This window comes from Pseudomonas sp. Pseusp97 (genome assembly GCF_047304025.1).
In the GTDB taxonomy this organism is placed as follows: domain Bacteria; phylum Pseudomonadota; class Gammaproteobacteria; order Pseudomonadales; family Pseudomonadaceae; genus Pseudomonas.
On record NZ_JBGLYK010000046.1, the window covers coordinates 18,368 to 30,083 of the forward strand.

The 11,716-nt window shown below is 65.9% G+C and carries 10 protein-coding genes; 1 reads left to right on the top strand and 9 read right to left on the bottom strand.

Going from position 1 to position 11,716, the window contains the following annotated elements:
- Positions 1-465 precede the first annotated feature (465 nt).
- Genes ACCC94_RS11010 through ACCC94_RS11020 form a run of 3 tightly spaced genes read right to left on the bottom strand, consistent with a single transcriptional unit; the run spans position 466 to position 3,335 of the window.
- Positions 466-1,239, bottom strand: a complete 774-nt coding sequence (locus tag ACCC94_RS11010; RefSeq protein ID WP_413349499.1) for an enoyl-CoA hydratase-related protein — start codon at positions 1,237-1,239, stop codon at positions 466-468.
- 37 nt (positions 1,240-1,276) lie between these two features.
- Positions 1,277-2,215, bottom strand: a complete 939-nt coding sequence (locus ACCC94_RS11015; RefSeq protein ID WP_413349501.1) for an iron-sulfur-binding ferredoxin reductase — start codon at positions 2,213-2,215, stop codon at positions 1,277-1,279.
- Positions 2,208-3,335: a diguanylate cyclase domain-containing protein gene (locus tag ACCC94_RS11020; RefSeq protein ID WP_413349503.1), complete on the bottom strand. Its 1,128-nt coding sequence runs from the start codon at positions 3,333-3,335 to the stop codon at positions 2,208-2,210. Before ACCC94_RS11020 ends, ACCC94_RS11015 begins: the two co-directional genes overlap by 8 nt.
- 272 nt (positions 3,336-3,607) lie before the next feature.
- Here ACCC94_RS11020 and ACCC94_RS11025 point away from each other — a divergent pair, with 272 nt between their 5' ends.
- Positions 3,608-5,131 carry a fumarate hydratase gene (locus ACCC94_RS11025; protein ID WP_015478791.1) on the top strand — a complete coding sequence of 508 codons (1,524 nt, stop codon included), beginning with the start codon at positions 3,608-3,610 and terminating at the stop codon, positions 5,129-5,131.
- A 222-nt stretch (positions 5,132-5,353) separates the two neighbouring features.
- Here the strand turns inward: ACCC94_RS11025 and ACCC94_RS11030 are convergent, their stop codons facing one another.
- The 6 genes from ACCC94_RS11030 to ACCC94_RS11055 all read right to left on the bottom strand — a co-directional run.
- A complete protein-coding gene (locus ACCC94_RS11030; protein ID WP_017519692.1) occupies positions 5,354-5,656 on the bottom strand; it encodes a ribbon-helix-helix domain-containing protein in 303 nt (100 codons plus the stop codon).
- Positions 5,657-5,689: 33 nt separating this feature from the next.
- Entirely contained in the window at positions 5,690-6,271 is a 582-nt protein-coding gene (locus ACCC94_RS11035) for a DJ-1/PfpI family protein (RefSeq protein ID WP_413349506.1), read from the bottom strand.
- Positions 6,272-6,361: 90 nt separating this feature from the next.
- A complete protein-coding gene (locus tag ACCC94_RS11040) occupies positions 6,362-8,026 on the bottom strand; it encodes a GMC family oxidoreductase (protein WP_413349508.1) in 1,665 nt (554 codons plus the stop codon).
- Positions 8,027-8,102: 76 nt separating this feature from the next.
- Complete coding sequence (locus tag ACCC94_RS11045; protein ID WP_413349510.1) at positions 8,103-9,320, bottom strand: mandelate racemase/muconate lactonizing enzyme family protein; 1,218 nt, start codon at positions 9,318-9,320, stop codon at positions 8,103-8,105.
- The gene (locus ACCC94_RS11050) at positions 9,317-10,612 is read right to left on the bottom strand and encodes an MFS transporter (RefSeq protein WP_413349512.1); all 1,296 of its coding nucleotides are present in this window, start codon (positions 10,610-10,612) and stop codon (positions 9,317-9,319) included. Before ACCC94_RS11050 ends, ACCC94_RS11045 begins: the two co-directional genes overlap by 4 nt.
- 97 nt (positions 10,613-10,709) lie before the next feature.
- Positions 10,710-11,716: aldehyde dehydrogenase family protein (locus tag ACCC94_RS11055; protein WP_413349514.1), on the bottom strand; the 1,007-nt coding region annotated here is incomplete at its 5' end.

Sequence of the window (11,716 nt, forward strand, 5' to 3'; positions counted from 1 at the left end):
TACGAAGAGCCGCTCGCCAGACTCCGCGGGCAGCTCATTTACTGCTCAATTCGCCTCAAGGCGCGTGGTGTCTGGCCTGCAGCGGTTGCACCAGAGGTTATCCACAGCACCTTCCACATCAATTGTGAGCAACCTGCGGAGCATCGCTCAAATACCGCTCAATTCCCTGCAGGCCACGGCGGGCGTGGGTTATCCGGGTTGCCCCAGAGCTTATCCACAGCGCGCTCCACAGATTGTGTGGGCAACCTTCGCCCCCGGCGCAGATGTCTCCCGTAGGAGCGGACCTTGTCCGCGAAACCCATCGCGGCGGAATCTTCTCCATCCGGGCAATCCCTCGGCGCGGCGCCCGCTCGACACTGCATTTATCCGTCAACGCCGTATGGGCGGTGGGACTTCGCGGACAAGGTCCGCTCCTACGAAGACGGTTCGGCGTCAGTTGGCAGGAGCGCTGCGTTAGCGGTTGCCTTAAAGAAACTTCGAGAAATCCGGCTGGCGGCGCTGGGTGAAGGCGCTCAGCGCTTCCTGGGCTTCCGGCGAGTGCAGGCGTTGCACGAAGTGCTGGCCCTCTTCCGCCACCACGCGGCGCAGTTCCTCGATGAAGGGCGCCTTGAGCAGGCGCTTGCTCAGCGCCACCGCGGCCGGCGGCAGCTGCAGGAAAGACTGGCAGACCTCACGGGCGCGTTCCAGAGCAGCCGCGCCATCTTCCAGCGCCTCGTTGGCAATACCGTAGGCCACGGCCTGCTCGCCGGTGAAACCCTCGCCGCGCAGCAACAGGCTGGAAGCCTTCACCGGGCCGACCAGGCGCGGCACCAGGAAGCTGGAACCGAACTCCGGGCACAGGCCCAGGTTGACGAAGGGCATCTTCAGCTTGGCGCCCTTGGCGATGAATACCTGGTCGCAATGCAGCAGCAGCGTGGTGCCGATGCCCACGGCCGGGCCGGCGACGGCGGCGACCACCGGCTTGGTGAATTCCATCAGCGCGCGCATGAAGCGGAAAACCGCGCTGTCCGGGCCGCTCGGCGGCTCCTGGAGGAAGTCGACGATGTCGTTGCCGCTGGTGAAGCACTCGGCGTTACCGGTGATCAGCACCACGCGCACCGAACGATCCTCCTGCGCCGCTTCCAGGGCTTCGGCGAGACCGGCGTACATGCTGCGGGTCAGCGCGTTCATCTTGTCCGGACGGTTCAGGCGCAGGGTCAGCAGGCCCTCTTCGCGCTCGACGAGAATCTGTTCGCTCATGGCAATTCCTTGTTCTTATTGAGGTGGGGCGACCGGTTCAGGCGTGAGGCAGGAACAGATCGGCCAGCGTCTGGCCGCGGGGCACACCGCAAAGATAAAGACGGCGGGCGAAGGCATCGACGCTGGCGGGATGGCCGCAGAGTAAGGCGAGGGTTCGCCGGGAAACAAGCCGGAGTTGCGCCAAAACCTCGGCCGACTCGGCCGTGGTCATCAGCGTCACTTCCAGTTCCGGATGGCTGGCGGCCAGGGATTGCAGGGGCTCGGCCAGATAATGGCCGGCGCGGTCATGGGCCTGGTGAATGATACGGATCGGCCCGCTGTGATGCTGCCGCAGTGCTTCGCGCAACACGCCCCAGAGCGGCGCCAGGCCGGTGCCGGAGGCCATCAGCAGCAATGGCCGCTCATGCCATTCCGGGTCGTAGTGCAGCGCGCCGCCACGCAGTTTGCCCAGGCGCAGGTCGTCGCCGACCTTGAGTTCACGGGCGAAATCGGCAAAAGCGCCGGGTTCGCCGCAGTCGATGTGGAATTCCAGCCAGGAATCGAGCCCCGGCACGCTGGCCAGCGAATAGGGCCGCGCGATGCCTTCGGCGCTCCAGAGGATCAGGTGCTGCCCGGCGCTGTAACGCAGCGAGCGTTGCGGAGTGAGCCGCAGGCGCAGCACGTCCGGCGCCGGCCAGTCCAGTTCGGTCACCGTGGCCGGCAGGCCGTCGCGCTGCGGGTCGAAGGTTTCCACCGTCAGGTCCTGGGTCACGCGGCACTGGCAGGACAGCCGCCAGCCTTCCGCGCGCCGCGCCGTGTCCAGTGCATCGGGCAAGGCATCCTCCACCTCGCCGGCGGTGCAGCGCACCAGGCAGGCGTGGCAACTCCCGGCCCGGCAGCTGTAGGGCACGGCGATGCCGGCCCCGCGCAGGGCATCGAGCAGGTTGACTCCGGGGCTTACCGAAAAGCGTTGCGATCCGGCCTGTATCTCAGGCACGCGTCCACTCCCATGCGGCATCGCAGCGGTCACGTCCGCTGCGTTTCGCACGGTAGAGCGCCTGGTCAGCCCGTTGCAAGGCCTCGTCGAGATCGTCGTCGGCGTCGAGCAGGGTCATCCCCGCCGACAGACTCAGGGTTTCGATTTTCACTCCCACCGGCTCCGCCGCCGAATAGGCCAGCCGCAGGCGTTCGCAGCAACTGGTGAGGCGGTCGGCGTCGGCATCGGGCAGCAGCAGGACGAACTCTTCACCGCCATAGCGCGCCAGGATGTCGCCCTCGCGCAGGCAGGCCCGCGCTACGGCGGCAAAAGTCTGCAATACGCGGTCGCCGGCGGCATGGCCGTGGACATCGTTGATCCGCTTGAAGTGGTCCAGGTCGATCAGCGCCAGGCCGTGGCGCTGGCCGGGGCGCATGTCTTCCAGCGCGCGCCCGGCCAGGCGCAGGAAATGGCGGCGGTTGAACAGCCCGGTGAGTTCGTCGGTGGCCACCAGGTCTTCGAGCTGGCGCATCATGCCGCGCAGGGTGTCCTGGTGCGCCTGCAGCGCGTAGCGGCGCTGGCGCATGCGTTGGCGCAGCGACTGCACGTAGCCGGCGAACAGGCTCAGCCAGGTCAGCACGATGAACAGCACCAGCAACTGCAGCACCGCCTGGGCGGGCAGTTGCAGGCGTTGCTGGAAGGCTTCGTGAAGATTGAGCCCGGCGAAGGCGATGAAGGCCAGCGCGGCGCAGCGGGCGAACACCCGCGGCTGCAACTGGAACACGCCGAACAGCAGGATCAGCACGTAGAGCACCATCAGCGTGCCGCGCGCGGTATCGACGTTGGCCAGGAACAGGGTGTGCCAGACCACCGCCACCAGCACCTGCGGCTCGGTCATGCTCGGGTCGGTGAAGCGCTGGTTGCGCCCGCTGAGGAACAGCCAGGCGAACACCACCTGGCTGCCGGCGACCAGCAGGGTGCAGGTCAGGGCAAAGCTGGTAGGGGCGCGGTAGAACTCGCCGAACACCGCCAACCACAGCAAGAGCAGCGCCAGGGCATAGGTCCCGAGGGCCATGCCGAATCGCCTGATGAGTAGTTTTTGTAAGGCGTGCTGCTTCAGAGGTGGTTTCAGCGTGCTCATGGGGCTCCGTCCCGTAATGGCACCTGGCCTTCACTCTACTATCAAAGCGCCCCAGTGCCTAGCCGATCGGAATGTGGGCGACCGAAGGCCTTCCTTACCGAGCCGGCGCTATCCGGGGAGCCATCTGGGACCAAGGTCGGATCACTGGCGGGTGCGCGGCAGGCGGCCGCAGCGGTATACTACGGCGCCTTTTTTCGCCGGAACCGTGCCGGCGTTCTCCCGATGTAGCAGGCCGCGTGCCTGTCTTTCCTGCCTGAAGAGGACCGTGCTCCATGGCCGTGATCAAGCAAGACGACCTGATCCAGAGCGTCGCCGATGCCCTGCAGTTCATCTCCTACTACCACCCGGTTGATTTCATCCAGGCCATGCATGAGGCCTACCTGCGCGAAGAATCGCCGGCCGCCCGGGACTCGATGGCGCAGATCCTGATCAACTCGCGCATGTGCGCCACCGGCCACCGCCCGATCTGCCAGGACACCGGCATCGTCACCGTGTTCGTCCGCGTCGGCATGGACGTGAGCTGGGCCGGCGCCACCATGAGCGTCGACGACATGATCAACGAAGGCGTACGTCGCGCCTACAACCTACCGGAGAACGTCCTGCGCGCCTCCATCCTGGCCGACCCGGCCGGCGCGCGTAAGAACACCAAGGACAACACCCCGGCGGTGATCCACTACTCCATCGTCCCGGGCAACACCGTGGAAGTGGACGTGGCGGCCAAGGGCGGCGGCTCCGAGAACAAGTCTAAGATGGCCATGCTCAACCCGTCCGACTCCATCGTCGACTGGGTCCTGAAGACCGTTCCGACCATGGGCGCCGGCTGGTGCCCGCCGGGCATGCTCGGCATCGGCATCGGCGGTACCGCCGAGAAGGCCGCGGTGATGGCGAAGGAAGTCCTGATGGACGAGATCGACATCCACGAGTTGAAGGCCCGCGGTCCGCAGAACAGGATCGAGGAAATGCGCCTCGAACTGTTCGAGAAGGTCAACCAGCTGGGCATCGGCGCCCAGGGCCTGGGCGGCCTGACCACCGTGCTCGACGTGAAGATCATGGACTACCCGACCCACGCCGCTTCCCTGCCGGTGTGCATGATCCCCAACTGCGCCGCCACCCGCCATGCGCACTTCGTGCTCGACGGCTCGGGCCCGGCCGAACTGGAAGCGCCGTCGCTGGACGCCTACCCGGAAATCGTCTGGGAAGCCGGCCCGTCCGCGCGCCGCGTCAACCTCGACAGCATCACCCCGGAAGAAGTGCAGAGCTGGAAGCCGGGCGAGACCATCCTGCTCAACGGCAAGATGCTCACCGGCCGCGACGCCGCGCACAAGCGCATGGTCGACATGCTGAACAAGGGCGAAGAGCTGCCGGTGGACCTCAAGGGCCGCTTCATCTATTACGTCGGCCCGGTCGATCCGGTCGGTGACGAAGTGGTTGGCCCGGCTGGCCCGACCACCGCGACCCGGATGGACAAGTTCACCCGCCAGATCCTCGAGCAGACCGGCCTGCTGGGCATGATCGGCAAGTCCGAGCGCGGCCCCATCGCCATCGAGGCGATCAAGGACAACAAGGCCGTCTACCTGATGGCCGTGGGCGGCGCCGCCTACCTGGTCGCCCAGGCGATCAAGAAGTCCAAGGTCCTCGCCTTCGCCGAACTGGGCATGGAAGCGATCTACGAGTTCGAAGTCAAAGACATGCCGGTGACCGTTGCGGTCGATACCAATGGCGAGTCGGTGCACATCACCGGCCCGGCCATCTGGCAGAAGAAGATCGCCGAGAACCTGGCGGTGGAAGTGCAGTAAGGCTTCGCCTTCGCTCCGTGAAAAAGCCCGGCCATGTGCCGGGCTTTTTTATTGGCACCTGTAGGAGCGAGCTTGCTCGCGAACAGAGTTCCCGGGGGGCGCCGAGGCTGGGCGATTCGAGAGCAAGCTCGCTCCTACGAAGAGCATGCCGGCTTGCGCTGGGGCCGCTCCCGTAGGAGCGGACCTTGTCCGCGAAAGGCGGGCAGCGCCCGCCCCTGGCCGTCACGCGCTGCGCGGCACCCGGTTCAATTCCACGACATTGTCGCGGCGCTGGGCGAGGAAGCGCGTGCAGCTCACCCGCAGGAAGGAAGCGAAGTTCACCACCTCACCGCGGTAGTCCATCACCTCGTCATAGAGCTTGGCGATCAGCTGGTTGGTAGTCATGCCGTCCACCTCGGCGATCTCGCGCAGGATGTCCCAGAACTGGTTCTCCAGACGCAGCGTGGTGACCACGCCGCGGATGCGCAGGGATCGGGAGCGCGACTCGTAGAGAATCGGGTCGGCCTTTACATAGAGTTCGCACATGGACGGCTTCTCCGGCGTCGGTGACGGGCCAGTTTACAGGCTGATCTTCGTGCCCAGCACCTCGAGGAATTTCGCCAGCCACGCCGGATGCGCCGGCCATGCCGGCGCGGTGACCAGATTGCCGTCGACATGGGCGGCGTCCACCGGGATGTCCACGTACTCGCCGCCGGCCAGGGTCACTTCCGGACCGCAGGCCGGGTAGGCGCTGCAGGCGCGGCCCTTGAGCACGCCGGCGGCGGCCAGCAGCTGGGCGCCGTGGCAGACAGCGGCGATGGGCTTCTTCGCGGCGTCGAAGGCCTTCACCAGTTCGATAACCCTGGCGTTCAGGCGCAAGTATTCCGGGGCGCGGCCGCCGGGGATCAACAGCGCGTCGTAGTCTTCGGCGCGCACACCGGCAAAGTCGGCATTCAGGGCGAAGTTGTGACCGGGCTTCTCGCTGTAGGTCTGGTCACCTTCGAAATCGTGGATGGCGGTACGGATGCTCTGGCCAGCCTTCTTGTCCGGGCAGACGGCATGGACGATGTGCCCGACCATCAGCAGCGCCTGGAACGGCACCATGGTTTCGTAGTCTTCGGCGTAGTCGCCGACCAGCATCAGGATCTTCTTCGCGGCCATCTGGGCATCCTCCCGGCAGGGCCCGGCCATGGTGGCCGGGCATGCGGGAGAGCTTAGCCAGTGGCGCGGTCAGCGGGTAATACGCCGCTACTACACCGCCACGCGCTGGGCCGGCCTGGCGCTCGCCTGCTGCTGGGCGACCTGGCGGGCATCCTCGAGGATCAGGTCGGCGCCCTTCTCCGCCACCATCATCACCGCGGCGTTGGTGTTGCCGGAGGTGACGTTGGGGAAGATCGACGCATCGACCACGCGCAGGCCCTTGAGGCCATGCACGCGCAGGCGGTTGTCCACCACCGAGGTCTGCGGATCGTTGCCCATGGCGCAGCTGCCGCACAGGTGGTAGATCGAGCCGCAGTTCTCGCGGAAGTACTGCAGCATCTGCTCGTCGGACTGGGTGGCCGGTCCCGGCAGCACTTCCTCCAGCGTGATCTTCTTCAGCGCCGGGGCGTTCATGATCCTGCGGATCAGGTGGCTGCCCTGGATGGCTTCGTCGATGTCCTTCTGCGTGCTCAGGTAGTTCGGGTCGATCAGCGCGGCGTCGGCCGGGTTCTTCGAGGCGATGCGGATTTCGCCGCGGCTGGTCGGCCGGCACGGGTTGAAGCAGAGCAGGAAGCCCGAGTACGGCTCGGGTTTCAGGCTGGCCTTGTTGCTCTTGGGGATCTGGTACGACAGCGGGTTGAAGTACAGCTGCAGGTTCGGATGTTCCAGCTGCTCGTCGCTGCGGAAGAAACCGCCGCTCTGGTTCACGCTCATCGACAGCGGGCCCTTGCGGGTCAGCAGGTACTCCAGGCCCAGCTTCGCCTGGCCGAACAGCGAGCCGAAGTCGTCGTTCAGGGTGCGGATGTTGGCCTTGTAGTAGTAGCTGACGCAGAGGTGGTCCTGCAGGTTCCTGCCCACCGCTGGCAGTTCATGGACCTGCGCAATATTGTGCTCGTCCAGCAGCTCGCGGTCGGCAACCCCGGACAGTTGCAGCAGCTTGGGCGAATCCACCGCGCCGGCAGCGAGGATGACTTCGCGCTCGGCATGGAACTCGCGCTGCACGCCGCTCTGCTGCACGCTCACGCCGATGGCGCGCTTGTGCTCGTCGAACAGCACGCGCTCCACCAGCGCGTTGCGCTCGATGGTCAGGTTGGCGCGGTTCTGCGCCGGATGCAGGTAGGCGAAGCTGCTGGAACAGCGCTGGCCGTTCCTGGTGTTGACGTCGTAGAGGCCGGCGCCTTCGAAGTCCTTGCCGTTGAAGTCGTCGCTCAGCGGATAGCCCAGCTCCTGGCAGCCTTCGAGGAAGCTGTCGCAGATCGGGTGGGTGTGCCCCTTCATCGGCGTGATGCGGATCGGACCGTCAGCACCGTGGTACTCGGTGTTGCCCAGCGGGTGCGATTCCAGCTTGCGGAAGTACGGCAGCACGTCCTTGAACGACCAGCCCTGGTTGCCATTGGCCGCCCAGTCATCGAAGTCATGGGCCTGGCCGCGCACATAGATCATCGCGTTGATCGAGCCCGAGCCGCCCTGCACCTTGCCCCGCGGCGCATAGAGTTCGCGGTTGGCGAGCTGCTTCTGCGGCTGGCTGTAGTACATCCAGTTGAAGGTCGGGTTGTAGTAGAGCTTGGCGAAGCCCACCGGGATCCTGAACCAGTGCGAGCTGTCCTTGCCGCCAGCCTCCAGCAGCAGGACGCTGTGTTCGCCCGATTCGCTCAGACGGGCGGCGAGGATGCAACCGGCGGAACCGGCGCCGACGATGATGTAGTCGTATTTCATGGAATGCGTACCGCGGTATTGGGTAGAACCCCGCCCCACTCTTTCCTTGAGGGAAAGGCCAGGGACGGGTCCGGCATCAGCCTTTGGCCGGTGCGTTGTCTTTAACGTCGACAGGGTCCGGGCCCATCTGCAGGTGCAGACGCTCGCCTGCGTAGGGGCTGTGGGCGCGCACCACGTCCATGTCCAGCTCGACGCCCAGGCCGGGCTCGCTGGACGGGATGATGTAGCCGTCTTCCCACTGCAGCGGCTTCTTCAGCACCTGCGCATGGAAGCCGTCCCAGGTGCCGATGCTTTCCTGGATCAGGAAGTTCGGCGTGCAGGCTGCCAGCTGGAAGCTCGCCGCCGCGCCGATCGGACCGTTGTAGAGGTGCGGGGCGATCTGCGCGTAGAAGGCTTCGGCCATGGAGGCAATCTTCTTGCCTTCGAGCAGGCCGCCGCAGCGACCGACGTTCATCTGCAGGATCGACGCACCGCCGGCCTGCAGCAGCTTGAAGAACTCGTACTTGGTGGTCAGGCGTTCGCCGGTGGCAATCGGAATGCTGGTCTTGGCAGCGACCTGGCCCATGGCGTCTTCCTGGCCCGGCGGGATCGGCTCCTCGAACCACAGCGGGTCGTACTTCTCCAGGCGCCTGGCCAGGCGGATGGCCGAGGACGGCACCATCTGCCCGTGGGTGCCGAACAGCAGGTCGCATTTGTTACCCACCGCTTCGCGGATCTTGCGGCAGAAGGTCTCGCAGCGATCCAGCACTTCCAGCGACACCTGGTGGCCGGAGAACGCGGTGTAGGGGCCGGCCGGGTCGAACTTCACGGCGGTGAAGCCCAGCTTCATGTTCTCGATGGCGCACTCCGCGGCCAGGTCCGGGTCGGAGTAGTCGTACTCGCCCTGGGCGTTCTTCGGGTACAGGTAGGTGTAGGAGCGCAGGCGCTCGTGGACCTTGCCGCCGAGCAGCTCGTAGACCGGCTTGTTCGCCGCCTTGCCGATGATGTCCCAGCAGGCCATTTCCAGGCCGCTGACGATGCCCATCATGGTCAGGTCGGGGCGCTGGGTGAAACCGCTCGAATAGGCGCGGCGGAAGAAGCGTTCGATGTGGTGCGGGTCCTGGTTCTCCAGGTAGCGACCGAACACGTCCTCGATGGCCGGGACCATGACCCTGGGATGGAAAGTGGCGGCGTAGATTTCGCCGACGCCTTCGATACCGCAATCGGTCTTCAACTTGACGAACAGCCAGTACATGCCGCCGACGTGGGGCGGTGGGACGGCGACCACATGGGTTTCGAGGGAGACGATCTTCATGCTTGCTTCGCTCTCTTCTGAATGCGCTTGTTCAGGATCAGGGTGGCGACCACGCCCAGCAGGCCCATCACCACGACGTAGGAGAAATAGATCTGGTAGCCGACGAAGCCGGGGAAGCGGTCGGTGATCCAGCCGTTGAGCAGCGGCAGGTAGGCATCGGGCGAATAGCCGATGACCGAGATGATGCCGATGGCCAGGCCCGTGACGCGCAGCGGGATGCGGCAGTCGTCCAGCACCGCCCAGTACAGGCCACGGATGGCGTAGGTCATCAGGCCGATGAAGATCACCAGGAAGATCAGCACGCCGAGCACGTGCAGGCTTGGCAGCACGATCAGGCCGATCATGCCCAGCGCCGACAACAGCATTGCCCAGGTCAGTACGCCGGCCTTGGAGAAGCGGTCGCCCAGCCACCCGCCGCCGATGCCGCCCACCGGGCGCATCCACAGCTTGACGGTGGTGATGACGCCGGCGGCGGTGGCGGAGAGACCGAAGCCGCCTTCCTGCAGGTAGGCCGAGAAGCTGTAGGTGGCCCAGAAGAAGTGGTAGCCGCAGAACACGATGGCGGTCACCAGCCACAGCTCGGGAATGCGCAGCAGGGTGCGGAAGTCTTCCAGCAGGTTGCCCTTCTCGGCGCGAGTGTCCTTGCCGTTCTTCTGCGGATCGCGCACCAGCATCAGCGCGGCGCCGAGGACGATGCAGAAGACCGCGTACATATGGATGACCAGTTGCAGTCCCTGGGCGTTCTTCTCGCCGCGGGTCTCGGTGACGTAGGCGAACAATGCGATGGCGACGGTCGCCAGCAGCGCCTCGACCAGCCCGCGGCCGCCGTCGAGCACGCCGAAGAAGCGGCCCTGTTCATCCTCGCCGGCGAGCATCTTCACCCGCTTGATCAGCGCGGCCCAGAAGGTCAGGCCGGTAGTGATGCCGAAGCCGCAGAAGATCACCAGCAGCGTGTCGAAGCCCGGCAGCATCGCGTACCACATGCCCAGCAGGCCGGTGCCGATCAGCGAGAAGCTGATCAGGAAGCGCGGTGACAGGCGATCCGCGAGCCAGCCGCTGGGCAGGTAGCTGAGCAGGAAGGCGGTGCCGAGGATCGAGTAGAGGTAGCCCAGTTCGCTGTTGTTGATCGCCAGCGCCTCGAGCATGGTGCTCTGGTACACCTGGCGCAGGTACAGCATCGGGTAGATCGCCCCCGCCGCGAGCACGAGCAGGGCGAGCTGGATGTAACGGCTGAGGTTGGCGTTGGCGGGCACGGCCATGGGCATGGCATCTGCACTTATTGTTTTTTTCATCATGCATCTCGCAGCCGGCTCGGTCGCCGGCAACTGGTCGGAACAGCGGTGGGAGTGACGGGGCCGGGCAGCGGGCCCCGCGGATTGGATCAGCAGATCAGAACTTCAGAACCACGAGGCGTGTCTGGGTGAACTCCAGCATCCCGTGCTTGCCGTCGTCGCCGCCAAGGCCCGAGCGCTTCCAGCCGGCGTGGAAGCCCTGGTAGGGGTCGGCGGGCGTGCGGTTGATGTAGATCTCGCCAGCCTCGATGTGGTTGGCGACCTTCATGGCGTTGCGGTAGTTCTCGGTGTAGAGCACCGAGGACAGGCCGAACTGGTGGTCGTTGGCCATGGCCAGCGCGTCGTCGAGGGTCTCGTAGGACAGCACTGGCAGCACCGGGCCGAAGATCTCCTCCTGGACGATCTCCATGTCCTGGCGGCAGCCGCTGAGCAGGGTCGCCGGGTAGAAGTGGCCGGCGCCCTCGGGCAGCACGCCGCCGCACTCCAGCACGGCACCTTCGGCCAGAGCGCGCTGGACCTTGGCATGAACGTCGGCACGGGCCCGGCCGTATTGCAGCGGGCCCATCAGGCTGGGGTCTTCGGCACGGTTGCCGATGCGCACGGCGGCCATCTTCTCGCGCAGCAGGGCGAGGAAGCGGTCATGCACGCTGGCCTGCACGTAGACGCGCTCGATGGCGGTGCACAACTGGCCGCAATGGGTGGTCTTGGAGGCGACGATGGCGGCGGCGGCCTTCTCCAGGTCGGCGTCCGCCTCGATGATCGCCGGGGTCTTGCCGCCCAGCTCCAGGGACGGCTTGGCGATGTTGGCCTTGCAATAGTCAAGCACGATGCGGCCGGCGCCGACGCTGCCGGTCAGGGTGATCAGGCCGATCTGCGGCTGCTGGCAGAGCACGGCGGCAACATCGTGGTTCATGGTCAGCACGTTCAGCACGCCGGCGGGCAGCCCGGCCTCCTCGGCGCAGCGGGCGATTTCGAAGGCCGAGGTCGGGGTGTTGTTGCTCGGGCGCACCACCACGGTGTTGCCGGTGATCAGCGCCGGCGCGACCTTGCGCAGGAAGGTGTAGACCGGATAGTTGAACGGGATCAGCGCCGCGACCACGCCGA

Bases quoted from the DNA above. Each gene is read 5' to 3' on its own strand.
- ACCC94_RS11010 (WP_413349499.1), bottom strand. From the start codon at position 1,239: ATGAGCGAACAGATTCTCGTCGAGCGCGAAGAGGGCCTGCTGACCCTG.
- ACCC94_RS11050 (WP_413349512.1), bottom strand. From the start codon at position 10,612: ATGAAAAAAACAATAAGTGCAGATGCCATGCCCATGGCCGTGCCCGCC.
- ACCC94_RS11035 (WP_413349506.1), bottom strand. From the start codon at position 6,271: ATGGCCGCGAAGAAGATCCTGATGCTGGTCGGCGACTACGCCGAAGAC.
- ACCC94_RS11025 (WP_015478791.1), top strand. From the start codon at position 3,608: ATGGCCGTGATCAAGCAAGACGACCTGATCCAGAGCGTCGCCGATGCC.
- ACCC94_RS11020 (WP_413349503.1), bottom strand. From the start codon at position 3,335: ATGAGCACGCTGAAACCACCTCTGAAGCAGCACGCCTTACAAAAACTA.
- ACCC94_RS11045 (WP_413349510.1), bottom strand. From the start codon at position 9,320: ATGAAGATCGTCTCCCTCGAAACCCATGTGGTCGCCGTCCCACCGCCC.
- ACCC94_RS11040 (WP_413349508.1), bottom strand. From the start codon at position 8,026: ATGAAATACGACTACATCATCGTCGGCGCCGGTTCCGCCGGTTGCATC.
- ACCC94_RS11030 (WP_017519692.1), bottom strand. From the start codon at position 5,656: ATGTGCGAACTCTATGTAAAGGCCGACCCGATTCTCTACGAGTCGCGC.